Annotated in this window: 21 protein-coding genes; 2 read left to right on the forward strand and 19 right to left on the reverse strand. The window is 65.5% G+C overall.

What is annotated here, in order from left to right; translation table 11 throughout:
• Positions 1-86: 86 nt before the first annotated feature.
• From BRAD3257_RS35240 to BRAD3257_RS35260, 5 genes are all read right to left on the reverse strand, one after another.
• Positions 87-1,745, reverse strand: coding sequence for a hydantoinase B/oxoprolinase family protein (locus tag BRAD3257_RS35240; RefSeq protein WP_122405648.1), 1,659 nt, complete (start codon positions 1,743-1,745; stop codon positions 87-89).
• A 2-nt stretch (positions 1,746-1,747) separates the two neighbouring features.
• Positions 1,748-3,832 carry a hydantoinase/oxoprolinase family protein gene (locus BRAD3257_RS35245; RefSeq protein WP_122405649.1) on the reverse strand — a complete coding sequence of 695 codons (2,085 nt, stop codon included), beginning with the start codon at positions 3,830-3,832 and terminating at the stop codon, positions 1,748-1,750.
• Between the two features lie 142 nt (positions 3,833-3,974).
• Complete coding sequence (locus tag BRAD3257_RS35250) at positions 3,975-4,781, reverse strand: NAD-dependent protein deacetylase (protein ID WP_122405650.1); 807 nt, start codon at positions 4,779-4,781, stop codon at positions 3,975-3,977.
• 69 nt (positions 4,782-4,850) lie between these two features.
• Entirely contained in the window at positions 4,851-5,687 is an 837-nt protein-coding gene (locus tag BRAD3257_RS35255) for an SDR family oxidoreductase (protein WP_122405651.1), read from the reverse strand.
• A 73-nt stretch (positions 5,688-5,760) separates the two neighbouring features.
• Entirely contained in the window at positions 5,761-7,080 is a 1,320-nt protein-coding gene (locus BRAD3257_RS35260) for a solute carrier family 23 protein (protein WP_122405652.1), read from the reverse strand.
• 123 nt (positions 7,081-7,203) lie between these two features.
• Here BRAD3257_RS35260 and BRAD3257_RS35265 point away from each other — a divergent pair, with 123 nt between their 5' ends.
• Positions 7,204-8,532: a dicarboxylate/amino acid:cation symporter gene (locus tag BRAD3257_RS35265; protein ID WP_122405653.1), complete on the forward strand. Its 1,329-nt coding sequence runs from the start codon at positions 7,204-7,206 to the stop codon at positions 8,530-8,532.
• 234 nt (positions 8,533-8,766) lie between these two features.
• Here the strand turns inward: BRAD3257_RS35265 and BRAD3257_RS35270 are convergent, their stop codons facing one another.
• Genes BRAD3257_RS35270 through BRAD3257_RS35310 form a run of 9 tightly spaced genes read right to left on the reverse strand, consistent with a single transcriptional unit; the run spans position 8,767 to position 16,911 of the window.
• Positions 8,767-9,114 (reverse strand): RidA family protein, encoded by a 348-nt coding sequence (locus BRAD3257_RS35270; protein ID WP_122405654.1) that lies wholly within the window; start codon positions 9,112-9,114, stop codon positions 8,767-8,769.
• Between the two features lie 15 nt (positions 9,115-9,129).
• The gene (locus tag BRAD3257_RS35275) at positions 9,130-10,251 is read right to left on the reverse strand and encodes an NAD(P)/FAD-dependent oxidoreductase (RefSeq protein ID WP_122405655.1); all 1,122 of its coding nucleotides are present in this window, start codon (positions 10,249-10,251) and stop codon (positions 9,130-9,132) included.
• Positions 10,248-11,666, reverse strand: coding sequence for an FAD/NAD(P)-dependent oxidoreductase (locus BRAD3257_RS35280; RefSeq protein ID WP_122405656.1), 1,419 nt, complete (start codon positions 11,664-11,666; stop codon positions 10,248-10,250). The genes BRAD3257_RS35275 and BRAD3257_RS35280 overlap by 4 nt, the downstream gene beginning before the upstream one ends.
• Positions 11,663-11,959 (reverse strand): (2Fe-2S)-binding protein, encoded by a 297-nt coding sequence (locus BRAD3257_RS35285; RefSeq protein WP_122405657.1) that lies wholly within the window; start codon positions 11,957-11,959, stop codon positions 11,663-11,665. The genes BRAD3257_RS35280 and BRAD3257_RS35285 overlap by 4 nt, the downstream gene beginning before the upstream one ends.
• Before the next feature lie 28 nt (positions 11,960-11,987).
• Positions 11,988-13,124 (reverse strand): NAD(P)/FAD-dependent oxidoreductase, encoded by a 1,137-nt coding sequence (locus BRAD3257_RS35290; RefSeq protein ID WP_122405658.1) that lies wholly within the window; start codon positions 13,122-13,124, stop codon positions 11,988-11,990.
• 8 nt (positions 13,125-13,132) lie between these two features.
• Positions 13,133-13,939: an ABC transporter permease gene (locus tag BRAD3257_RS35295; protein ID WP_122405659.1), complete on the reverse strand. Its 807-nt coding sequence runs from the start codon at positions 13,937-13,939 to the stop codon at positions 13,133-13,135.
• A complete protein-coding gene (locus BRAD3257_RS35300; RefSeq protein WP_122405660.1) occupies positions 13,936-14,811 on the reverse strand; it encodes an ABC transporter permease in 876 nt (291 codons plus the stop codon). Before BRAD3257_RS35300 ends, BRAD3257_RS35295 begins: the two co-directional genes overlap by 4 nt.
• Positions 14,808-15,848, reverse strand: a complete 1,041-nt coding sequence (locus BRAD3257_RS35305) for an ABC transporter ATP-binding protein (RefSeq protein WP_122405661.1) — start codon at positions 15,846-15,848, stop codon at positions 14,808-14,810. The genes BRAD3257_RS35300 and BRAD3257_RS35305 overlap by 4 nt, the downstream gene beginning before the upstream one ends.
• A 28-nt stretch (positions 15,849-15,876) precedes the next feature.
• Positions 15,877-16,911 (reverse strand): ABC transporter substrate-binding protein, encoded by a 1,035-nt coding sequence (locus tag BRAD3257_RS35310; RefSeq protein WP_122405662.1) that lies wholly within the window; start codon positions 16,909-16,911, stop codon positions 15,877-15,879.
• Positions 16,912-17,184: 273 nt separating this feature from the next.
• On the opposite strand from BRAD3257_RS35310, the gene BRAD3257_RS35315 reads away from it, so the two are divergent.
• Complete coding sequence (locus tag BRAD3257_RS35315) at positions 17,185-18,108, forward strand: LysR substrate-binding domain-containing protein (RefSeq protein WP_122405663.1); 924 nt, start codon at positions 17,185-17,187, stop codon at positions 18,106-18,108.
• Here BRAD3257_RS35315 and BRAD3257_RS35320 read toward each other — a convergent pair.
• Genes BRAD3257_RS35320 through BRAD3257_RS35340 form a run of 5 tightly spaced genes read right to left on the reverse strand, consistent with a single transcriptional unit; the run spans position 18,098 to position 23,426 of the window.
• Complete coding sequence (locus BRAD3257_RS35320; protein WP_122405664.1) at positions 18,098-19,471, reverse strand: amidohydrolase family protein; 1,374 nt, start codon at positions 19,469-19,471, stop codon at positions 18,098-18,100. The two genes, BRAD3257_RS35315 and BRAD3257_RS35320, sit on opposite strands and share 11 nt — an antisense overlap.
• On the reverse strand, positions 19,468-21,051 hold the full coding sequence (locus BRAD3257_RS35325; protein ID WP_122405665.1) for an ABC transporter substrate-binding protein: 1,584 nt from the start codon (positions 21,049-21,051) through the stop codon (positions 19,468-19,470). Before BRAD3257_RS35325 ends, BRAD3257_RS35320 begins: the two co-directional genes overlap by 4 nt.
• A gap of 23 nt (positions 21,052-21,074) precedes the next feature.
• Positions 21,075-21,731, reverse strand: a complete 657-nt coding sequence (locus BRAD3257_RS35330) for an aspartate/glutamate racemase family protein (RefSeq protein WP_122405666.1) — start codon at positions 21,729-21,731, stop codon at positions 21,075-21,077.
• 8 nt (positions 21,732-21,739) lie between these two features.
• Positions 21,740-22,624 carry a polysaccharide deacetylase family protein gene (locus tag BRAD3257_RS35335; protein WP_122405667.1) on the reverse strand — a complete coding sequence of 295 codons (885 nt, stop codon included), beginning with the start codon at positions 22,622-22,624 and terminating at the stop codon, positions 21,740-21,742.
• Positions 22,611-23,426: an ABC transporter substrate-binding protein gene (locus tag BRAD3257_RS35340; protein ID WP_162500445.1), complete on the reverse strand. Its 816-nt coding sequence runs from the start codon at positions 23,424-23,426 to the stop codon at positions 22,611-22,613. The genes BRAD3257_RS35335 and BRAD3257_RS35340 overlap by 14 nt, the downstream gene beginning before the upstream one ends.
• Position 23,427 lies beyond the last annotated feature (1 nt).

Raw genomic sequence — 23,427 nt, forward strand, 5'->3', positions numbered from 1 at the left:
CAGCCGGGGCGGCGCAAAACATTATCCGTACAGCACCCGCGGCATGAATTGCTCCCCTCCTTTCGCTAGCCAGACGCCGAATGGCGTCACCGCGCGTATCCATAAACTGAAGCCGCATTGTCGGCAGACACGAGCCCGCTTTCGATGTCGTCCTCGATGGCCGCCCGATCGCGCTCGGTTGGCGCACCGATGCCGGCGCCGCCGGGCGTCAGCACCACGAGGCGATCATCCGGAGGCACCTGCTGAAAGCCCTTGCCGCGCAGCTTCTTCCCGGATTTCAGGCCGACATAACCAGCCTCGCCGTCCCGGCCGCCATCGCGCCCGCGCGGCGGATGATCGATGCGGTCGAACGCAGCGAGAATGTCGAACGGCGCATCGACGCCGCTGCCGACCTCGATGATCTGGCCGAGGCCGCCGCGGGTGCGCCCTGCCCCGCCGGAATCCGGGCGCAGCTCCTTGCGCCAGAAGATCAGCGGCGTCTGCGTTTCCGCGATCTCGACCGGCGTGCCGCGCACGCCGCTTGGGTAAGCGGTTGCCGACAAGCCATCTTTGCCGAAGCGCGCGCCGGTGCCGCCATTGGAGGTGACCGCCATGGAGAACCCGTAATTGCCGCCGACGCCGCTTCGCGTCTGCCCGCGCACGTTGAGATTCCACAGGCACGACGTACCCTCCGCCGGCACGCGCTCGGGAATGATCTGGCGCAGGCAGCCGAACACGACGTCTGGCAGCATCTGGCCGATGACGTGGCGCGAGGCGACCGGCGCCGGCTTCGGCGCATTGAGGATCGCGCCCGCCGGCGCCGACACCGTCAGCGGCGAGAGCGAGCCGGCATTGTTGGGGATTTGTGAGGCGACGACGCAGCCGAGGCCGAACACGGTGTAGGCGGTGGTGTAGGACAAGGGCACGTTGATGCCGAACTTCGAGGCCGCGGAGGTACCGTCGAAATCGACGTGAATGCCGTCGTCCGAGATCGTCAGCGTCGCGGCCAGCGTCACCGGCTCATCATAGCCGTCAACCACCATGGCGTTGCGCCAGCTGCCCTTCGGCAGCTTGGCGATCTCGGCCAGCACGGCCTCGCGCGAGCGATCGCATATGTAGTCGCCGAGCTCGTCGAGCGTGTCGATGCCAAACTCGTTCATCATCTCGACCAGACGCTCGCAGCCGACGTCGTTGCAGCCGGCGAGCGAATAGGTATCGCCTTCGGTGTCGATCGGCAGCCGCGTGTTGGTGCGGATCATCGCCATCAGCGTCTCGTTGACGACGCCCTGGTCGATCAGCTTCAGCATGGGGATGTAGAGCCCCTCCATGAACACGTCGGTGGCGTCAGGCCCGAAGCCGATGCCGCCGATGTCCATGAGATGGCTGGTGCAGGAGAACAGCGCGACGACCTTGCCGTCCTTGAAGCAGGGCGTCGTCACTACGAAGTCGTTGAGATGGCCGGTGCCCATCCAGGGATCGTTGGTGATGTAGGCATCGCCCTGCTTCATCGTCGCGATCGGAAAGTGAGCAATGAAATGCTTGACCGATTCCGCCATCGAGTTGACGTGGCCGGGCGTACCGGTCACCGCCTGCGCCAGCATCCGCCCGCTGAGGTCGAACACGCCGGCCGAGAGGTCGCCGCATTCGCGCACAATCGGGCTGAACGCGGTGCGGAGCAGCACCTGCGCCTGCTCCTCGACCACGGCGATCAGCCGGTGCCACATGATCTGGAGATCGATCAGGCTCGCGCCATTTGCCTTGCTCATGGTCAGGCCGCCTTTCGTTCCATGACGATGCTGCCGGCACCGTCGATATGCGCGTCGAAACTGGTGGAGACGAAGGTCGAGGTTTCGTCCTCCGCGATCACCGCGGGACCGGCAATGGTCGCGCCCGGCGCCATGTCCTCGCGGCGATAGAGCGGGATCTCGATCACTGCGCCCGCCCGGCCGTCGAAGAACTTTCGGCTGCCGGATGCCTTGGCCGCGGGCTTGCGCGCGACGGAAGCGGCGGCGGGCGGGTTGCGCGCCTCGGTGGTGGCGAGCACCGACCAGCTCAACACCTCGATCGCAGCGCCCGGGATCGGCCGCTCGAACATTGCGGAATAATCCGTCTCGAACTTCTGCCGCAGACCGGCGAGATCGGCCGTCATCAGCCGCCGGTTCGGCAGCTCGACCGTGATCTCGTGGCCCTGGCCGACATAGCGCATGAAGGCCGCGCGGCGCTCGCGCACCGGCGCACCGGCGGCGCCGGGCTCGACCAGCGCACGCGCCTCATTCGCCATTTCCTGCAAGAGATTGGAGACCGCCTCGGTGTCGAAATCATCGAGGCGGACATGCCGGCTGCGCACCAACTCATAGGCGATGGGCGCGGCGAGAAAACCGACGGCCGAGCCGACGCCGGCATTCGAGGGCACGATCACGCGGGAGACGCCGATCTTCTCGGCGACCCGCGCCGCATGCAGCGGCGCGGCACCGCCGAACGCGATCAGCGTGTGCTGGCCGACCACGGCGCCGCGCTCGACCGCATGCACGCGCGCCGCGCTCGCCATGTTCTCGCAGACGACCTCGTGCACGGCATAGGCGGCCGTCTCCGCCGACAGGCCGAGCGGCGCACCGACATCGCGCAGCAACGCCTGCTTCGAAAGCTCCGGATCGAGCTTGATCGTGCCGGCCGCAAACGCATCAGGATCGATCATGCCGAGCGCGACGTCCGCATCCGTCACCGCCGGGCGCTGGCCGCCGCGGCCGTAGCAGGCAGGCCCCGGCTCCGAGGAAGCGCTCTCCGGACCCACGGTGACGCGCTTCATCGCGTCGACATGCGCGATCGAGCCGCCGCCGGCGCCGATCTCGACCATCTCGATCACGGGAATCCTTACCGGCAGGCCGGAGCCTTTGAGGAAGCGCGCGGCGCGATCGACCTCGAACACGCGCGAGGTCTCCGGCTGGTATTTTTCGATCAGGCAGATCTTTGCCGTGGTGCCGCCCATGTCGAAGGACAGCACCTTGCTCTCCCCGAGCCGCGCCGCGATCTGTGCCGCGAAGATCGCGCCGCCGGCCGGACCGGATTCGACGAGACGAACGGGAAAGCGCCGCGCCGTCTCGATCGAGGTCACGCCGCCGCCCGACGTGACGAGATAGATCGCGCCGCGAAACTGCTCGACCTGCAGGGCATCGGCCATGCGGGCGAGATAGCCGTCGATCAACGGTTGCACATAGGCGTTGGCGACCGCGGTGGAGGTGCGTTCATATTCGCGGATCTCCGGACACACGGCCGATGACACCGTCACCGAAATGCCGGGCATCTCCTCCCCGATGATCGCGGCCGCGCGCCGCTCGTGCTCGGGGTTGGCATAGGAGTGCAGAAAGGCGATCGCGACGCTCTCGACGCCCAGCTCACGCAATTTCGGCGCGAGCGCGCGCACGGCAGTCTCGTCCAGCGGGAGACGGACGGCGCCATGGGCGTCGATGCGCTCTGGCACGGTGAAGCGCAGGGAACGGGGCGCCAGCGGCTTCGGCTTGTCGATGCTGAGATCATATTGGTCGTAGCGGCTTTCGGTGCCGATATCGAGCACGTCACGGAAGCCCTCGGTCGCGATCAGCGCCGTCTTGGCCCCGCGGCGCTCGATGATGGCATTGGTCGCGAGCGTGGTGCCGTGAATGAAGACGTCGATGTCGCTGATATGCGCACGCGCATCAGTGAGGATGAGGCGGATGCCGTCCAGCACCGCCTGCTCGGGGCGCTGCGGCGTCGTCAGCACCTTGCGCGTCTTGCGGTCCTGTCCCACGTCCAGCACGATGTCCGTGAACGTGCCACCGATATCCACGGCAAGCCGCACCTCGGCTCCCTCAAGCATTCCAAATTCTCCGTGCTGATCGTCAAGACCGGGTTGCGAAAACGCAGCAATTTCCGTGCCGTGAGGCATGCCGGCAACGCTGTGCCCGGCCATTCTGCGCGGCACCTATACAATAGGCAAGGCGTGCGCGCCGCTGGCGCGATCAGAGCAGGAATGCAAGCGCTGACTCGCAGCGCTCCTCGACCTTCAGCGTCAGGAGATCGTCGGCGCGGGTGCGGCCGAGATTGACCGCGGCGATCGGGATATTACCGCGCGCGGCGGCCTGGACGAAGCGGAAGCCGGAATAGACCATTAGCGAGGAGCCGACGACGAGCATGGCGTCGGCCTCTGCCAGATGATCCTGCGCGGTGGCAACGACGTCGCGGGGGACGTTCTCGCCAAAGAACACGACGTCGGGCTTGAGGATGCCGCCGCAGGCTTCGCAGGCAGGCACCTGGAACGACGAGAAATCCTCGTGCTCCAGATCGGCATCGCCATCAGGTGCATCGGCGGCATCGAGCGTCAGCCACGCCGCGTTCGCGCGACCGAGCGCATGTTGAAACTCGTCGCGCGGTGTCTTGCGGCCGCAGGCCATGCAGCGGACAAGATCGAGCCGACCGTGCAGGTCGATGACCTGCCGATGGCCGGCCGATTGATGCAGCCGGTCGACATTCTGGGTCAGCAGCATCCCACACCGGCCTTTCGCCTCGAGCCGGGCCAGCGCACGGTGCGCATCGTTCGGCTTCGCCTGACCGAACCGCCGCCAGCCGACCAGGCTGCGCGCCCAATAGCGCCGGCGCGTATGCTCGTCCGACATGAAGGCCTGGAAGTTGACCGGCTGGGTCCGCTTCCAGTTGCCTTGGCCGTCGCGATAATCGGGAATGCCTGAATTGGTGCTGCAGCCGGCGCCGGTCAGCACGAACAGACGTTCGTGCCGGCCGATGAAATCCTGGAGTGGGGAATCTGCCATGGCGCAGATGTAGTCTGCGCCGGCGGATTCTGCCAGATGCCGCGCGGCTCCCCGCCTGCCGGGCCCGACTTAGCTCGCCCAGTTCTCGCGAAACTCCGGAAACAGCGTGACACCTCCGCAGGCGTAGATGGTCTGCCCGGTGATGTAGCTGGCATCATTGGAAGCGAGGAAGGCAAACACGGCGGCGATCTCTTCTGGTGTCCCCACGCGGCCCAATGGAATGTGGCTGGTCACGACGCCGCGCTTTTCCGGATCGCCAGTCCAGGCCGCGTTGATCGGTGTGTCGATCGCCCCTGGACCAACGGCATTGACCCGAATGCCCCGGCCGGCGAATTCCAGCGCCAGCGTGCGCGTCAGATTGGCCATGCCGCCCTTGCTGATGGAATAAGCGAGATAGCCGGGCTTTGGGATGATCTGGTGGACGCTGGAGCAGTTGATGATGCTGCCGCCTCCGCCGCGCGCGACGAAATGCGCCAGCGCCTTCTGCGCGCAGAGCACGGCGCCGTTGAGGTTGACGTCGATGATGCGGCGATAGGTTTCGACGTCGAGCGCCTCGCTCGGCGACTCTCGCTGGAAGCCGGCATTGTTGACGAGACAGTCGAGGCGCTTCCAGCGCGCGAGGACCGTTTCGAACATCGCAGCGATATCCTCTTCCTTACCGACATCGGCCTTGACGATGATGTGATCGAGCCTGCCGTGACCGCGCTCGCTCGATGCCGTTCGCGCAAGAGCGAGCGTCTCCTCGGCCCTCCCAGGGTGATCGAAATAGTTGATGGCGACGGTCGCGCCTTCCTGCGCCAGGCGGATGGCCACGGCGCGGCCGATGCCTTGCGAGGCGCCGGTCACCAGGGCGTTTTGGCCGACGAGGCGCGATGGAAAGGAAGTTGAGCGTTCGGTTTGCGGCATGTGTTCTCTCCGGAATGAATCATCATGGATGGAACCGGCGTTTTGTTCCATCCCTTCGGCATATCGCCGGGATTCACGCGGCGCGCTGCGCCAGGGGCGAAGTCAGGATCTGATAAAGGATGATGGCCCCGAAGGTCGCGGTGCCGATCCCGCCGATCGTGAACGCGCCGAATTTCAGCGTGAGATCACCGGCACCCGCAGTCAGCGCCACCGCAACGGTGATCAGGTTTGCAGGATTGGCGAAGTCGACCTTGTTCTCGATCCAGATTCGGCCCGCCATCGCCGCGATCAACCCGAACAGCACGATCGAGACGCCGCCGATGACTGCGCCGGGGATCGACAGGATCAACGCACCGAATTTCGGCGAGAAGCCGAGCAGGATCGACACAATGGCTGCGAAGGCAAACAGCAAGGTCGAATAGACCTTCGTCGCCGCCATGACGCCGATGTTCTCGGCATAGGTGGTGACCCCGGTGCCGCCGCCGCAGGCTGCAACGATGGTCGCGAGGCTGTCGGCGAACAGGGCACGGCCGAGATAGGCGTCGAGGCTCCGGCCCGTCATGGCGCCGACGGCCTTGATATGCCCGAGATTCTCGGCGACGAGAATGACGGCAACCGGCGCGATGAGGAAGATTGCATCGGCATGGAAGCTCGGCGCAGTGAAGTTCGGCAGGCCGAGCCACGGCGCGGCCGAGAGTTGCGCGAAGTCGAGCGGCTTGCCGAAGCCGAGGCCGTTCGCGAACAGCAAGTACAGGAGATATCCACTGATTGCACCGACGATGATCGGCAGGCGGCGCCACAGGCCTGGCGCGGCAACGGCAACCACGCCGATGATCAGGACGGTCGCGAGCCCGATCCAGGTGTCGAACGCATTGGCGCTCACCGCCTTGACCGCCACGGGCGCGAGGTTGAGGCCGATCGCGGCGACCACGGCGCCGGTGACGGCGGGCGGCAGCAGCCTCTCGATCCAACCGACGCCGGACCACATCACGATCAGCGAAATCAGACCGTACAGGACCCCGGCGCCGACGATGCCGCCGAGTGCAACCGGCAGGTTCGGGTTCGGCCCCTGCCCGGCATAGCCGGTGGCCGCGATGACGACGGCGATGAACGCGAAGCTCGAGCCGAGATAGCTCGGCACGCGCCCCGCGACGATGACGAAGAAGATCAGTGTGCCGACGCCGGAGAACAGCACCGCAACGTTGGGATCGAACCCCATCAGCAACGGCGCGATGATCGTCGATCCCGACATCGCGACGCAATGCTGCAAACCGGAAACGATGGTCTGGCCCCAGGACAGCCGCTCCTCCGGCATGATCACGCCAGAGGTCTTGAGTCTCCAGCGCGGAAAATAGCCCTGTGCCTGCTCGTCCGAGTCTGTTGCGATCGTCATGTTCCCCCCGCTGCGGTCCAGCGATCGATGTTCGTGCGATCCGACAAAAATGTGATTGTCGCTTCTGCGGCGCCCATCACATGATGAAATCATGCAAGATCAACACGTTCCCGGGCCTACATTATGACACAAGTCGCGATCCAGCCAGCCATCCGCCGCCGGCACCAGCCCTGGTACAAGATCCTTTACGTCCAGGTGCTGATCGCGATCGTGCTCGGCGTGCTGATCGGCTACTTCTATCCCGATCTCGGCAAAGCCTTGAAGCCGCTTGGCGACGGCTTCATCGCGCTGATCAAGATGATGATCGCGCCTGTCATCTTCTGCACCGTGGTGCACGGCATTTCCTCGATGGGCGACCTCAAGCGTGTCGGCCGGGTCGGATTGAAGTCGCTGATCTATTTCGAGACGGTCTCGACCGTCGCGCTCGCGGTTGGCCTGCTGGTCGGCGAGATCCTCCAGCCCGGACACGGCTTCAACATCGATCCCGCCACCATCGACCCGGGATCAGTGGCGACCTACGTCACCAAGGCCAAGGAGGAGGGCATCGTCGCCCATCTGATGGCGATCATTCCCGACAGCTATCTGGGCGCCATCGCACGCGGCGACCTCTTGCAGGTGCTGCTGATCTCGATTCTCTCCGGCTTCGCCATCGCCTTCCTCGGCAAGGCCGGCGAGCCCATTGCGGACGCGATCGACAAGGCCGCAAAAATGTTCTTCGGCATCATTCGCATCATCGTGCGCGTCGCGCCGATCGGCGCCTTCGGCGCGATGGCGTTCACCGTGGGGGCCTACGGACTCGGCTCGCTGCTCAATCTCGCCGCGCTGATCGGCACGTTCTATCTCACCAGCATCCTGTTCGTCCTGATCGTGCTGGGTGCGATCGCGCGGCTGGCAGGCTTCTCGATCCTGCGCTTCATCGCCTATATCAAGGACGAGCTCTTGATCGTGCTGGGCACCTCGTCCTCCGAGACGGTACTGCCGCAGATGATCCAGAAGATGGAGCATCTCGGCGCCTCGCGCTCGGTGGTCGGCCTCGTGATCCCGACCGGCTACAGCTTCAACCTCGACGGCACCAACATCTACATGACACTGGCGACGCTGTTCCTGGCGCAGGCCACCAACACGCATCTGACCATCTGGCAGGAGCTCGGCATCCTCGGCATCGCCATGATCACCTCGAAGGGCGCTTCGGGCGTCACCGGCGCAGGCTTCATCACGCTCGCCGCGACGCTCTCGATCGTGCCTGATATTCCCATCCAGTCGATCGCGATCCTGGTCGGCATCGACAAGTTCATGAGCGAATGCCGCGCGCTGACCAATCTGATCGGCAACGGCGTCGCCTGCGTCGTCATCAGCATCTCCGAAGGCGAGCTCGACCGCGAGGCGCTGCACGAGACCATGGCTCATCCGCTGGAGATCGGCGAGACGTTGGAACCGGGTGGAGGTGCATAGCACGACGTCCGGTTCCGATGCGGTAGTTTCCCGGAATGGAAAAGCGGTGAGATACGCGTCACAACAATGGCGTTGGGATCACCGATTGATAGTCAATCTTTCAGCCCGACGCGCTGGGTGCAGGCGTCGGGCTTTTGAAAATCTTCCAGGACTGCGCGGCAGAAGTGCAGGATCAAGCCGCAGCTTGAGGAGACGACAGCGCGGCGAGCGCTGACGTCCCATGGGTCGATGCGATCAGCCCTTGAGCGCGGTGACCACCACCTCGATCAGCGCGCCGCCGCCGAGATCGGCGACGCCGACGGTGGCGCGGGTCGGCAGATTATCGCCGAAGAACTCGGTCCAGGCTGCGTCCATCTCCTTCTTCTTGGAGAGATCGGTGACGAAGATCGAGGCACTGACGACGCGGCTCTTGTCGGTGCCGGCTTCCTTCAGATAGCCGGCGATCTTGCCGAGGATATTGCGGGTCTGGTCGCCCATCGAGACCGAGGTGTCGTCGGCGATGGTGCCGCCGAGAAAGACGAAGCCATTGGCCTCGACGGCGCGATGCATGATGGGCGTGCGGATGCCGCGGGTGATGCTCATGATGTCCTCTTGTTGCTAGTGCGTGGAAGGATGGAAGCGGTCGATGCCGAGATCGCTGACGCGGGTCTGGGTGCCGCCGCTCACGATCAGCTCCGCCATGACGGCGCCGGCACCGGGGCCGAGCTGAAAACCGTGCAGCGAGAAGCCGAACTGGTGATAGAGGCCCTTGTGGCGGCTGCTCGGCCCGAACACGGGGATGTCGTCCTTCATCTTCGCCTCGATGCCGGCCCAGGCGCGGACGATGGTCGCGCTGCGCATCACCGGGAACAGCTCGAACACGGTCTGCGCGCTGGTCGCAAGACTCTTCCAGTCCAGCACGGTCTCGTTGCGGTCCTGGTACGGCGTCGCGAGGTGGCCGCCGCCGATCAGCACCGTACCGTTCTTGAACTGCTTGAAGGAGAGCTTGCGCCCGCGCAGGATCACGACGGGGTCGATGAAGTGGGGCACGCGCGAGGTGATCATCAGCATCGGCGCCACGGTCTCGACCGGCACCGGCTCGCCGAGATCAGCCGCGATCTTGCCGGCCCAGGCGCCGGCAGCGTTGACCAGCACCGGCGCGGCAAAGCTCTCCGAACCGACATCGACGTGCCAGAGGCCGTCACGATGTCGGATGTTGGTAGCGGCGACGCCCTCGCGCACGGTCGCACCTGACTGCTCAGCCTTGCGACGGAACGCCGTCGTCGTCTGCGCCGGATTGGCCGCGCCGTCACGACGCGAGATCACGCCGCCGGGACAGGTCTCGGCCACCGCGGGCACCAGCCGGCGCAATTCCGCCGCATCGATCAGCTCTTCATGAGTGAAGCCAAGCGCATTGAGCTCGGCGACGCGGGTGCGGCAGACCGCGAGCTCGTCCTCGTTCTCGGCAACCAGCACCTGGCCGTAGCTCTCGAAACTGCAATCGTCGTCGACGAGCTCCGAAATCTTCTCCCAGATCGCCATCGAACGGATCGACAGCGGAATCTCAGGGATGTGCCGTGCAAGCTGGCGGACGCCGCCGGCATTGACGCCGGAAGCGTGGCGGCCGGCATAGTCCTTCTCGATCAGCACCGGCTTCATGCCGGCAAGGCACAGGTGCAGCGCGGTCGAGCATCCGTGGATGCCGCCGCCGATGACGATCGCATCCACGTTTTTGCTCATCCGCGCACCACGGCCTTGACGTCGGCCTCGCTCTTCGGAACGGCGGCGAGCTCGGCGAGCGTGATCGGCTTCACCGGCGCGCGCAGCCGATAATAGCCGATCTCCTGCGGGGTCTTGCCGCGCGCCTGCGCCATCAGCTCGGTGACGGTGAGGCCGCAGAGCCGGCCCTGGCACGGGCCCATGCCGGTGCGGCGATAGGCCTTGAGCTGGTTCGGCCCGGTCGCGCCGATCGCCACGGAATCCAGAACGTCCTTTGCCGTCACCTCCTCGCAGCGGCAGACGATGGTGTCGTCAGAGGGAATGCGGAACTGCGGCGCGGGACGGAACAGCGTGTCGAGGAACAAGCGGCCACGCTCGGCCTTCGCGAGCTCGGCACGGAGCGTCGCCGTTGCGGGGAGTTTGGCGGCAGAAGCGGGCGCCAACGCTTCGACCGCGGCGCGCGCGGCAATACGACCGCGCACCACGGCTGCATTGGCACCCCCAATGCCTGCGCCGTCACCGGCGATCGCGATGCCGGCGACTGAGGAATTGCCACTCGCATCCAGTACCGGCGACCAGCACAATTGAAGGTCGTCCCAGCGATGCTCGATGCCGGCCGCCATCGCCAGGTTGACGTTCGGCACGACGCCCTGATGCAGCAGCAACAGATCCGCAGGAATGGTCTCGCGCTTGCCGCCGGCGAAATAGCTGACGCTCGCGAGCTGGCCGTCGCCAGCCGCGGCAAGCTCGGTGAGGCCGGAGACGACCTGCACCTTGGCCTTCACCTCGCGCATCATCGACAGGCCCTTGGCGAAATAGGGCGAGGTCAGGAATGCAAAGGCATGCGGCAGCGCCGCGAAGTAGTTGCCGCGCTCGGTGGTGTCGAGGATGCGATCGATGCGACCGCCGAGGCGCAGGATCTGCGCGGCGAGCAGCCAGAGCAGCGGGCCCTGCCCTGCGATCACGGTGCGGCCATCGGGCACCATCGCCGAGGACTTCAGCATGGTCTGCGCGGCACCCGCGGTCATCACGCCCGGCAGCGTCCAGCCGGGAATCGGGAACGGCCGCTCCAGCGCGCCGGTCGCAAGGATCACGCGCTTGGCCTTGATGAAGGCGGAGGCGCCGCCGATCGAGACGGCGATCTCGAGATTGCGGTCGAGACTCCAGACCGTGGCACGCTGGATCACTTCCGCATTGCTGGCGCGCAGCGTCTGCACGAGATCGGCACCGACCCAATAATCGGCGCCGAGCTGATCGCGCTCGGTCACCGGCGTGGAAGAGATGGCGCGGAACACCTGGCCGCCGGGGCCGATGTTCTCGTCGAGCAGCAGCGTCGACAGGCCAGCCTCGGCGGATGTCGCGGCGGCAGCAAGACCCGCCGGCCCCGCGCCGATCACCACGACGTCGTAGTCTTCGCGCCTGGGAGCCACAGTCATTTTCCGATCTCCCGCTTGCCCTTCTGAATCTCGATCTGCATGCCCTCGGCGACGGGCACGAGGCAGCCCTGTCGATTGCCGACGCCATCGATGGTGACGAGACAGTCGAAGCACACGCCCATCATGCAATAAGGCAGGCGCGGCGCGCCGCTCACCGCAGTCGAGCGCCGCGCATCGCGGCCCGAGGCCAGCAGCGCGGCGGAGACGGTGTCACCCTGACGCGCCGCGACGGCAACGCCGTCGACGAAGATCTGCACCTGCGGCCGCTTGTCCTGTTCGGATCGTCTAAACATGGGGATGCCTCTTGGCTCCTTGATATCTCTAATAACCGCTGCTGTTCGCCGCGCCAGCGCCACCGAAACGGCTGGCCGAGAACGCCCCGACCAGCTCCGGCTCGAGCGCGCCCTGCGCCACCATGCGCGCGATCTCGAAGGCGTGGTTGGAGGCGAGCGTCACGCCGGAATGGCAGCAGGCGACGAAGGCGCCGGGATGCGTCTCCGACTGGTCGTAGATCGGAAAGCCGTCCTGCGGCATGACGCGAATGCCGGACCAGCTCCTGACCACGTTGAGCCGCGCCAGATGCGGGAACATGCGCTGGGCGCGATCGGCCATGACGCCGCTGATCGAAGGCTTCAGCACGCGATCATCCAGCTCATCCTCCTTGCTGTCGCCGATCATCACCGTGCCCTCGTCGGTCTGGCGGATCGTGGTCAGCGGATGCGGCAGGAACGGCATGGTGCGCTCGGTCACGACGATCTGGCCGCGAGTCGGCCCCATCGGCGCGTAGAGACCGACCATCGGTGCGAGTGTCTGGTTCGCATTGCCGGCGGCGAGCACGATCTTGGCGGCACGCAGTTCGCCCTTGGGCGTCGTCAGGCGGAATTCGCCGCCGCTCTTGCTGATCGCCGAGACCGGACGCTCCGGAAAATAATCGATGCCGAACGCCCTGAAGCCGGTGTGGAAGGCGCGGAAGGTGCGCAGCGAATTGACGTGGCCGTCGAGCGGACAATAGCTGCCGCCGGAGACCTCGGGCCCGATCAGCGGCAGCGCCTTCTTGATCTCGGAGGGCCGCAACATCTCCATCTTGTAGTCGGCAGCGCCGACCTGGTTGTGCATGCGCTTGACGAGCTCGGCGCGCTGGCCGAATTCGTCCTCGCCGAGGGTGAGATGAAAACCGCCATTCTGCTGGAGGCAGACGTCGAGGCCGGTCTGTTGCTTCAGCTCGGAGGCAAGCCGGCCCCATGCCTGCGAGGCCTGCACGGTCCAGCCTGTATAGGCGGGCATGCCGAGGCCCTTGCTCTGCACCCATACCAGCGCGAAGTTCGCGCGCGAAGCACGCTTGGTGATGTCGCCTTCGTCGAGCACGGCGACGCTCTTGCCGAGGCGGCCGAGGCCCCAGGCAATGGCGGAGCCGAGCAGTCCGCCGCCGACGACGGCGACGTCGTAATCCGTTCGCATGGGTTCTCCTATCGTCCCGTGTCGCCCTTGCCGGCGAGCACGCGGTCGAGCCCGTAGAAGCGGTCGAGCAGAATGAGGGCGGTCATGGTGATCGCGATCACGCAGGCCGAGACCGACGTCACCAGCGGATCGATGTTGTCCTGGATATAAAGGAACATGCGCACCGGCAACGTCTCGGTGCCGGGCGCGGCGAGGAAGACGGTCATGGTGAGATCGTCAAAGGACTGGATGAAGGCGAGCGCCCAGCCGCTGATCACGCCGGGCAGGATCAACGGCAAGGTGACGCGGCGGAACAGCGTCCAGCTGCCCGCACCGAGTGAGACCGCAGCCATTTCGACCGAGCGATCCATGCCGGTGGCCGCCGCCAGTGTCAGCCGCAGCGCGAATGGAAACACGATGATGACATGCGCGATGATCAGCGCGGCAAAGCTGCCGCCGAGACCGGCTGACGTAAAGAATCTCAGGAAAGCGATGCCGAGTACGACATGCGGGATCATCAGCGGCGACAGGAAGAGAGCTGCGAGCACATCGCGGCCACGGAAGCGATAGCGCGCGATCGCGAGCGCGGCAGGCACTGCGAACAGCAACGCGACCAAAGACGATAGCGCTCCGAGCCCGAGGCTGACCCAGAAGGCATGGATGAATTCGGGGTAGTTCGCGATCGTCCTGAACCAGCGCAGCGAAAAACCATTGGTCGGCAGCGACAGAAAACCTTCGGGCGTGAAGGCGACGAGGCAGACCACGAGGATCGGCGCCACCATGACGATGACGAAGATGGTGTGGAAGATCAGCGCCAGCGGGCCATTCCGTCTCATCGGAACACCTCCGCGTAGCGCCGCTCGATCAGCGCGTTGCTGCCGACGACGATCAGCACCAGCGCCACCAGCAGCAGCGTCGCGACCGCCGCCCCCAGCGGCCAGTTCAGCGTGTTGAGGAACTCGTCATAGGCCAGCGTCGCCGCGACCTTGAGCCGGCGGCCGCCGATGATTGCAGGCGTCGCAAAGGCGCTGGCCGAGAGCGAGAACACGATGATCGCGCCCGACAGCACGCCCGGCATGATCTGCGGCATGATGATGCGGCGGATGATGGTCGCAGGGCTGGCGCCGAGCGACATCGCGGCATTCTCGATCTGCGGATCGAGCCGCTGCAGGGCCGCCCACACCGAGAGCACCATGAACGGCATCATGACGTGGGCGAGCGCGACGACCATTCCCGTCTCGGTGAACATGAAGGGAATTGGCGAGCGGATCGCGCCAAGCGACATCAGCAGCTTGTTGACGAGGCCGTTGTTACCGCCGAACAGCAGCGCCCAGCCGAGCGTGCGCGCGACGACGGAGATCAGCAGTGGTCCGAGAATGACCAGCAGGAAGAAGCTCTTCCAGCGACCACTCATGCGGTTGAGGATGTAGGCTTCGGGTGCGCCCAGCAATGCAGTGAGCAGCGTGGTCAGGATCGCGATGCGAAACGTCCGCCAGAACATTTCGGCGTAATAGGGATCGGTCGCGATCTCGTGCCAGTTCTTGAGGATGAAGACCGGTTCGATGCCCTTGTACTGGCCCCAATCGTGGAACGACAGCATTACCGTCATGGCCAGCGGGATCAGCAGCACGCCGACGAACAGCATCAAGGCGGGCGCCGTCAGCGCCCACGGCGCACGCGCGCTGCGTTCCTCGGCGGCCATGCTCATGCGACCGCCCTCGCACGCACGCTCATGTCTTCCGGACGCCAGGACAGGCGAACGGCCTCGCCTTCGGCAGGCTGCGCCTGGCCGTCATTCTGGCGGATCACGATGGCTGGGCCGCATTCGCTCTCGCACTGGAACAGCCAGTGATTGCCCTGGAAGATGCGCGTGACGATCTTTGCGGTGAGGCCCGCATCGCCAAAGCCGATACGCTCGGGGCGAACGCTGACGGTCACAGCACCGTTGAGGCCAGCCGGCGCCGGTGCGCTCCAGGAGCCCGCCACCAGCTTCGCGGCCGCGGCAGTCCGATCGATCATCGCGGCAAAATCGTTGGTCTTGCCGAGGAATTGCGAGACAAAGGCCGAGGCCGGCTTCTCATAGGTTTCCTGCGGCGTGCCGATCTGCTCGATCTTGCCCTGGCTCATCACCACGATGCGGTCCGACAGCGACATCGCCTCGTTCTGGTCGTGGGTGACGAGAATCGTGGTGGTGCCGATGGTGCGCTGGATCTGGCGCAGCTCGATCTGCATCTCCTCGCGCAGCTTTGCGTCGAGATTCGACAGCGGCTCGTCGAGCAGCAGCACGCTCGGCTTGATCACCAGCGCCCGCGCCAGCGCCACGCGCTGCTGCTGGCCACCCGACATGCGGCGCGGATGGCGGTCCTCGTAACCGGCGAGCCCCACCATCGCGAGCGCGGCGCGGACGCGCTCGGTCCGCTCATTGCGCGATACGTTGCGCATCTCCAGGCCAAAGGCGACGTTCTCCGCCGCGGTCATGTGCGGAAACAGCGCGTAGCTCTGGAACACGATGCCGAGACCACGCTTGGCCGGATGGACCGCGGTCAGGTCCTTGCCCTCGAGGCGGATCGCGCCGCGTGTCGGATCGAGGAAGCCCGCGATCATCTGCAACGTCGTGGTCTTGCCGCAGCCGGAGGGGCCGAGGAAGGAGATGAACTCCCCCTTGCCCACCGACAGACTGAAGTCATCGACCACAGTCTGCGCGCCGAACTGCTTTGCGACCCGATCGAGCTCGAGATAGGCCATGACGCTGTCTCCGCTGCCGACGATCAGATCAGCGCTCGACCTCGCGATTCCAGCGCTTGGTCCACTCCTCGCGCTTCTCGTTGATGACGGTCCAGTCCGGATTATAGAGCTTGGCCGCGCGCTCGCCGATCGGCGCCATCTTGCCGAGCTCCGGCGGGATCACCAGCGATTTCAGCACCGGGCCGTAGCCATAGTCCTTCAGCATCACGAGCTGGATCTTGGGATCGAGCAGCATCTTGACGAAGCTCGCCGCCAGCGGCGAAGCATTGGGCTTGTTGATCGGACACGCCGTCGTCAGCAGGGTCGCCGCGCCCTCCTTGGGATAGACAAAGTCGACGGGAAAACCGGTATTGGCAAAGCTCTGCACGCGGCCGGTGCCCCACACCGCGATCACGGCCTGGCCGGACTGGAACAGCTCGGTCATCTTGCCGGGTGACGGCTCATAGGCGAGCACGTTCGGATTGATCTGTTCCTTGAAGATCTTGAATCCGGAATCGACGTTGGTCTCGCCGCCGCCGTTCATCTTCGACAGCATCACCAGCGCTTCGAGACCATAGGTGTTGTTGATCGGCGGGATCACGAGCTGCTTTGCGTATTTCGTGTCCTTCAGGTCGTTCCACGAGGTCGGCGGCGCCCAGCCTTTCTCCTTGAACATTTTGGTGTTGTACATCAACCCGGTCGCGACGATGCCGATGGCGACCGCACGATCGTCCTTGAAGCGCGCGGTGTCGTAGAGATCGGTCGGCAGGCCGTCGAGCTTGCCGCAAAAGCCGAGCTGAATCGCCTGATACATCGGGCCATCATCGACGATGGCGACGTCGATCTGCTGATTGCCCTTCTGCGCCTGGAGCTTGGCCAGCGTGTCCGTGGAATTGCCGGCGACGTATTCGACCTTGACGCCGTTCTCCTTCTCGAAGGCCGGGATCACCTCGTCGCGAATGGTCTTCTCGAACGAGCCGCCATAGCCGGCGACATAGAGCGTTTTCTGCTGGGCCGAGGCGACCGACGGGGCGGCAATGAGCGCCGCGATGCTGACCGCTGTCAGAAGGCGAAGAGTCTTCATTTGGACCGATCTCCAATACCGGAATGAGGTGACGTGCCGACGAGTCTCGCTGGCTGAAGCGCCTGCCGCATTTCCTTCCGCACCAATCCGTTTCCGATCAGGGCTCCGGCCCCCATTCGGGCGGGTCTTGGCGCGATCTGGAGGTTTGAACCCCTCCAATCTGCCGAAAAAGCGGGCTGTCTCCAGTCCTGATGAAAAAGATCGCAACCTATACTTCCATCGTCCAATGAATAATGGCACCCTTTGCATGCCGAAATATTATGAAGGGATGGGATGGCGCGGATCAATTCGCGGCAGGTCGAGGCCTTCCGGGCGACGATGCTGACCGGCAGCGTCACCGAGGCGGCGAAGCTGATGGTGGTGACCCAGCCGGCGGTGAGCCGGCTGCTGCGCGACCTCCAGGCACTGCTCAAGATGGAGCTGTTCGAGCGGCGCGGCACCGGCCTGGTGCCGACTGCCGCGGCGATGGCGCTCTATACCGAGGTCGAGCGCTCCTTCGTCGGCCTCGAGCGCATCACGGCGGCAGCCGAGGAAATCCGCGGCCGCCGCACCGGCTCGCTGCGCATAGCCGCGCTGCCGGCGCTGGCAAACGGCTACTTGCCACGCCTTGCCGGGCACTTCCTGATGGAGCGGCCCAACCTCAACCTCGCCTTCTTCGGCGTGATCTCGCCGATCGTGGTCGATTGGGTGCTGAACAATCAATGCGACATCGGCTTTGCCGAAGTGCCGATCGCACATTCCGGCCTGCCGAGCCAGCGGCTGCCGGCATTGGCGCGCGTCGCGGTGCTGCCGACCGGTCATCGCCTGGCCGAGAAAGAGGTGCTGGAGCCGCGCGATTTCGAAGGCGAGACCTTCATCTCGCTGTCGGCGGGATCGTCGAGCCGGCATCTCGTCGATCAGGTCTTCCACCGCCACGACGTCCGCCGCGTGCTCAGGGTCGAGACCACGCTGTCGGAGATCATGTGCGGCATGGTCTCGTCAGGGCTCGGGGTCTCGATCTGCGATCCCTTCACCGCGCAGGAGTTTGCAACGCGCGGCGTCGTCGTGCGCCGCTTCCTGCCGCGCATCGACTTCGAATTCTCGGCGGTCTTTCCGGCGCAGCGCAGCCCGTCGCCGGTCGCGCTGGATCTGGTCGAGACCATGCGCAAGGCGTTGATGGAGTTCGAGGACCAGGGCGAGACAGTGGTCAGCCGTTGAACGCCGCCTGCGCCTCCGGCAAATCCCAGATCTTGCCGATTGCGGCGGTGCCCGCCGCAATGATCGCCGCCTCGTCGGCGCCGAGATAGCATCCCTCGTCGACCAGCACGCGGCCATCGACCATGACCTGATCGATATTGGCACGGTTGGCGAGCGCGATCAGCGCGCGGCGCGGATCGAACAGCGGCTGAAGATGCGGATGGGTGAGATCGACCACGGTAAGATCGGCGGTCGCGCCCGGCTCGATGCGGCCGAGGTCCGGCCGCTTGATGACGTCGGCGGCCACCGCCGTGTTCGCCTCGATCAACTCGGGTGAGTTCGCGACGTCAGGACGCGCCGAGGTGATCTTGGAGATCAGCGAGGCCGCATTGAGCTCGCCGAGCAGATCCATGTTGTAGCCGTCGGTGCCTACTACGGTGCGTACGCCGTGCTCGGCGAAGCGGCTGAAGGCGGCGGTGATGCCGGCGCGCGCAAACACGCGTGGGCAGTTCAGCACGGTCATGCCGCGTGCGGCCATCAGCTTGAGATCGTCGTCGCTGCTGAACATGCAGTGCGCGGCCATGAGGTCGGGCGCCAGCAGGCCGAGCCAGTCCAGATATTGCGCCGGCGTGCGGCCGCCGTAACGCTTGCCGATGGTCTCGACCTCGGCGCGGCTCTGCGCCATGTGCGTCGTGATGGGTACACCGAGCTCGCGCGCCCGCGCCGCGCAGGCCTTCAGGAGATCGGGGCCGCAGGTGTCGGTCGCATGCGGGCTCATGGCGAGGCCAATGCGGCCGTCGCCGCGATTGTTCCAGCGCTGGTAGAGCGCATCCCACGTCGCCATGTCGGCGGCGCCGTCGTCGCCGGAATAACGGACCACGCCATCAGCGCCGGCCTTGGCATCCGAGGTCGAGAACAGATAGGGCGCCCCGTAGAAGCGGATGCCCATCTCCTCCGCCGCGTCGAACATCTCGGGGATCGAATTGCGGAACGGCTCCATCACCGTGGTGGCGCCGCCCTTGAGCAGCTGGAGGATGCCGAGCCGGGCCACCGCCATGCGCTCTTCCGCCGACAAGATATCGGCGCCGCGCTTGGTCAGCGGCAGCAGCACCGTATAGACGATGCTCTGGTTGTTCTTGCGGCCGTTGCCGTCCTCGGTGTGGCTGCGCGCCACGGCTTCCGAGAAGCAGTGATTGTGCAGATTCAGCAGGCCCGGCAGCACGAAGCGGCCGGGGCGGTCATAGACCTGGTCCGCCCGCGGTTTGTCGCGCGTGACCGCGGCGATTGTCTTGCCTTCGACCAGGACCCAATGGTCGCGCAAGACATCCTGCGCGCCGTCTTTGCGCGACAACACATAGCTGCCGAAGATTGCTGTGGTGCTCATGCAGGGCGTACGTTCCAGAACACGGCGGTGCCGTCGAGAATGCCGGTGATGGCCTTGCGATAGGCGGTCGGCTGCTTGTACAGGCCGATCGGAATATAGGGGATTTCCTCGAACGCGACCGCCTGAATCTCGCGGCAGATGCGCTGCTGCTCGGCGAGCTCGGAGGCCGCCAGCCACTGGCTGCGCAACGCGCCCATCTTCGTGCTCGCATACCAGCCGGCGACCTTGCCTTCGCCACGGATGTTGGTGTTGCCGGCCGGGTTGAGCCAGTCGATGCCCTGCCAGTTGCCGACCGCTGCGCTCCAGCCGCCCTGTCCGATCGGGTCCTTCTTCAGCTGGCGCTGCAGCACGACGGCAAAATCGAGCCCGGCATATTCGACGTTCATGCCGGCCTTGCGCAAGCTGTCCACCGCGATCTCGCCGAGCGGCTTTTGCGCCAGCGAGTTGGTGGGGACGAGCAGCACGATCTTCTCCCCGTTATAGCCGGCGGCCTTGAGGTCGGCCTTGACCTTTTCGTAGTTGCGCGGGCCGCGGAACACGTCGAGGCCGACATCGCTCGCCATCGGTGTGCCGGGGGCGAAATAGCCGATCGGCGAGACCTGGAACGCCGGATCGGTGCCGGCGACAGCGGTCATGAAGGCGGACTGGTCGATCGCACCCAGCAGCGCGCGGCGAATGGCGGGATTGTCGAACGGCGGCTGCAGATGATTGAGGCGCAGCATGCAGGCGTAGCCACGGGGATCGAGAATGCGGGTCTCGATGTCGCCGGCGGCCCTGATCACCGGCAAGAGATCATGCGGCGTGGTCTCCTGCCAGTCCTGCTCGCCGGTCTGGAGTGCGGCGACGCCGGTGCCGGCGTCGGGCGTGGTGGTCCAGACCACGCGATCGTAATGCACGATCTTCGGACCCGCGGTCCAATCCGGCTTGCCGTCGGTGCGCGGCTGGTAGCGCTCGAACTTGGCATAAGCGTTGCGCGCGCCCTGCACGCGCTCGTCGGCGAGATAGCGGAACGGGCCGCTGCCGACGACCTCGGTGAGCGGCTTGAACGGATCCTGGCTCGCCAGCCGTTCCGGCATCATGAAGCAGGCATTGATCGCGGCCTTGCCGAGCGCCTGCGGCAGCAGCGGGAATGGACGCTTCAGACGGAAGCGGATGGTGCGGTCGTCGGCGGCCGACAGCTCATTGGTTGCCTCCATCAGCTCGCCGCCAAAGCCATCGCGCGCCGCCCAGCGGCGGATGCTGGCGACGCAGTCGCGCGCGAGCACGCGCTCGCCGTCATGCCAGAACAGGCCGTCGCGCAAGGTGAGATCCCACTGAAGTTGGTCGCCGGAGACGACATGGCCCGACAGCATCTGCGGCGAAACCTGGAGCGATGAGCTCATGCCATAGAGCGTGTCATAGACCATGAAGCCGTGGTTACGCGACACCTGCGCGGTCGAGTAGATGGGATCCACGAAGGCGAGATCGATCACCGGGATGAAGCGCAGCGTGGATTGAGATTCGGCGCGGACGATGCCCGGCAGCGACAGCGCCGGCATGGCTACGGCGGCCTTGAGGAGCGAACGGCGAGAGATAGGCATCACAAAGGGCTCCTGACCGGATCTTACGTGTTCAACAAGACCGCCCCGATCGCGGCCGCGACCGCCTGCTGCGCCGGCTCGACCACGGGCACGCCGATCGCATCCGCAATCGCCGCGCGATGCGAGGCCATGCCGGCGCAGCCCATCACCACAACATCGGCGCGACATTGGGTGACCAGCGCGCGGCCGGCTTCGATCAGCCGCCCGCGGATGTCGGCGCCTGCCGTCTCCGCTGCGCTCGCGCCGACGGACCAGCTTCCGGCATAGCGACCATCGACGCCCATCACCCGCACCATGCGCTGCTGGCGGCGGATGCTCGACGGCGACAGTGCGATCACGCCGAAGCGTTCGCCCAGCATCAGAGCACGAAAGATGCCGCATTCGGCAATGCCGAGTACCGGGCGTCCACCGGCCGCCTCACGCACCGCATGCAGGCCGGGATCGCTGAAGCAGGCGAGCACGAACGCATCCGCATCGTGGCGCGTCACGCGGTTCACCAGCGGCATGACGACGCTGTCGGCATCGCGCTGCGAGCTGATGCCCGGCGGACCCTCGGCAAGTCCGATCACTTCGATGTCGGGCCCGCCGGCGATCCGCAGCGGCGCCACTGCATCGTCGATCGCCGCCGTCACGGACGCCGAGGAGTTGGGGTTGATGACGAGGATGCGGCGGCGGGTCATGGCACTGCTCAGCGGCTGCCGGCTTCGTGGCGTAGGAAGTTCTCCGCGATCTTCTCGCCGGTGGTGATCCAGACATCCGGGCACGACTTCACGTAAGTCAGGAACTCGCGCAGCAGCCGCAGCCGCATCGGACGGCCGCTGCATTGCGGGTGCAGCACCGTCGTCACCATCGCGCCCCAGTCGCGGACCTCGTCGAGCTCGTCCTTCCACATTGAGAGCACATGCTCTTTCGGGAAGATCGAGCGCGGACTGAAGCGCGCCGAGAGGCCATGCATCCAGTCGTCATAGCTCGCGGTGACCGGCAGCTCGATCGTGCCGGGCTTGCCGTCGGCAAGACGATGGCGATAGGGCCGCACGTCATCGCGGAACGATGAGGTGTAGACGATGCCGTGGCGCACCAGCGCGACGCGCAGCTCCTCGGTGAACTCGCCGTAAGGGGCGCGATAGCCGGTCGGTTTGACGCCGAGCCGGCGCTTCAGCGCCTCGAAGCCGCGCTCCAGCTCTTCCTCGATCCAGGGATCACCGGGATCGGGCAGCAGATGGTGGTAGCCGTGATGGCCGATCTCGTGGCCGGCCTTCAGAATCGATTCGGCCATCGCCGGATGCGCATCGACCGACCAACCCGTGACGAAGAAGGTCGCCTTGAGATCGAGCTGGTCGAGCAGCTCCAGCAGCTTCGGCGTGCCGACGCGCGCCTCATAGCCCCCATAGCTCATGGTGATGAGCCGCTGCGCGTGACCTGCGTCCTTGCTGGTCCAGGCGCTCTCGGCGTCGACGTCGAACGACAGGAACATCGCGGATGTGTACGGCTTCGGCCATGGATAGTTTGGCGCGGGATCCGCGGTGTTGGCCGGAACGAGCGGGATGCTCTCGAGTGCCTTACTGTCCAGCATTGATGGTCGCCTTCTCTATTGCGTTGTCGCTCAGTTTCCACTTCGTCAGCAGGGTCTTATAGGTGCCGTCCGCGATCAGCGCATCGACGGCTTCGAGCATGGCCTGCTGAAGGGCCTTTTCCTTGACAGGCAGCGCGATGCCCGTGAACTGCGTCGCGAAGGGATCGCCGACCGGCGCATAGGTGCCCGGCTCGAGGTCCATCAGATAGGGCAGCGTCTCGTTGCCCTGCACGGCGGCGTCGATACGGCCCTGCCTGAGCTGGTTACGCGCATCGGCCGAGCCGTCGGTGCCGACGAACTGGACCGGATTGCTGCCGCAGTTCTTCTGGCTCCACTTGTCGATCTCAGCGGGAAACATGGTCCGGCGGCTGGCGCCGACCTTCTTGCCGCAGAGCGCAGCCATGTCCTTGAACTCGGACGCACGGGACTGCTGCACGAAGAATTTTGGACCGCTGCGCAAATAATCGACGAAGGACGCGATCTCGTGCCGGCTCGCATAGTCAGTGAAACCCGACAGGATGGCATCCACCCGTCCCGTCGAAATCGACGGCATGAATTCGGCAAAGCTGGTCTCGGTCCACTCGATCTTGACGCCGAGCTTGCGGCCGATCGCCTCGCCGAGATCGATATCGAATCCGGACAGCGCGTTGGTGGCGGGATCGCGGAACTCCATCGGCGGATAGTTCGGCACCAGCGCCACCTTGAGGCTGCCGCGCTTGACGATGTCGGGCGGCAACTCGATCGCCATCACCGATGCACTGATGGCGCCCAGGAATGCCGCCGCAAGCAAAAGTCTCTTCATC

Origin of the sequence: Bradyrhizobium vignae, from assembly GCF_900324035.1 — a bacterium.
GTDB lineage: Bacteria > Pseudomonadota > Alphaproteobacteria > Rhizobiales > Xanthobacteraceae > Bradyrhizobium > Bradyrhizobium vignae.

Coding starts and splice junctions, on each gene's coding strand:
- BRAD3257_RS35330 (WP_122405666.1), bottom strand. CDS start 21,731: ATGACCCGCCGCCGCATCCTCGTCATCAACCCCAACTCCTCGGCGTCC.
- BRAD3257_RS35255 (WP_122405651.1), bottom strand. CDS start 5,687: ATGCCGCAAACCGAACGCTCAACTTCCTTTCCATCGCGCCTCGTCGGC.
- BRAD3257_RS35290 (WP_122405658.1), bottom strand. CDS start 13,124: ATGCGAACGGATTACGACGTCGCCGTCGTCGGCGGCGGACTGCTCGGC.
- BRAD3257_RS35280 (WP_122405656.1), bottom strand. CDS start 11,666: ATGACTGTGGCTCCCAGGCGCGAAGACTACGACGTCGTGGTGATCGGC.
- BRAD3257_RS35250 (WP_122405650.1), bottom strand. CDS start 4,781: ATGGCAGATTCCCCACTCCAGGATTTCATCGGCCGGCACGAACGTCTG.
- BRAD3257_RS35310 (WP_122405662.1), bottom strand. CDS start 16,911: ATGAAGACTCTTCGCCTTCTGACAGCGGTCAGCATCGCGGCGCTCATT.
- BRAD3257_RS35260 (WP_122405652.1), bottom strand. CDS start 7,080: ATGACGATCGCAACAGACTCGGACGAGCAGGCACAGGGCTATTTTCCG.
- BRAD3257_RS35300 (WP_122405660.1), bottom strand. CDS start 14,811: ATGAGCATGGCCGCCGAGGAACGCAGCGCGCGTGCGCCGTGGGCGCTG.
- BRAD3257_RS35340 (WP_162500445.1), bottom strand. CDS start 23,426: ATGAAGAGACTTTTGCTTGCGGCGGCATTCCTGGGCGCCATCAGTGCA.
- BRAD3257_RS35245 (WP_122405649.1), bottom strand. CDS start 3,832: ATGCTTGAGGGAGCCGAGGTGCGGCTTGCCGTGGATATCGGTGGCACG.
- BRAD3257_RS35270 (WP_122405654.1), bottom strand. CDS start 9,114: ATGAGCATCACCCGCGGCATCCGCACGCCCATCATGCATCGCGCCGTC.
- BRAD3257_RS35265 (WP_122405653.1), top strand. CDS start 7,204: ATGACACAAGTCGCGATCCAGCCAGCCATCCGCCGCCGGCACCAGCCC.
- BRAD3257_RS35295 (WP_122405659.1), bottom strand. CDS start 13,939: ATGAGACGGAATGGCCCGCTGGCGCTGATCTTCCACACCATCTTCGTC.
- BRAD3257_RS35240 (WP_122405648.1), bottom strand. CDS start 1,745: ATGAGCAAGGCAAATGGCGCGAGCCTGATCGATCTCCAGATCATGTGG.
- BRAD3257_RS35335 (WP_122405667.1), bottom strand. CDS start 22,624: ATGCTGGACAGTAAGGCACTCGAGAGCATCCCGCTCGTTCCGGCCAAC.
- BRAD3257_RS35305 (WP_122405661.1), bottom strand. CDS start 15,848: ATGGCCTATCTCGAGCTCGATCGGGTCGCAAAGCAGTTCGGCGCGCAG.
- BRAD3257_RS35325 (WP_122405665.1), bottom strand. CDS start 21,051: ATGCCTATCTCTCGCCGTTCGCTCCTCAAGGCCGCCGTAGCCATGCCG.
- BRAD3257_RS35315 (WP_122405663.1), top strand. CDS start 17,185: ATGGCGCGGATCAATTCGCGGCAGGTCGAGGCCTTCCGGGCGACGATG.
- BRAD3257_RS35275 (WP_122405655.1), bottom strand. CDS start 10,251: ATGAGCAAAAACGTGGATGCGATCGTCATCGGCGGCGGCATCCACGGA.
- BRAD3257_RS35285 (WP_122405657.1), bottom strand. CDS start 11,959: ATGTTTAGACGATCCGAACAGGACAAGCGGCCGCAGGTGCAGATCTTC.
- BRAD3257_RS35320 (WP_122405664.1), bottom strand. CDS start 19,471: ATGAGCACCACAGCAATCTTCGGCAGCTATGTGTTGTCGCGCAAAGAC.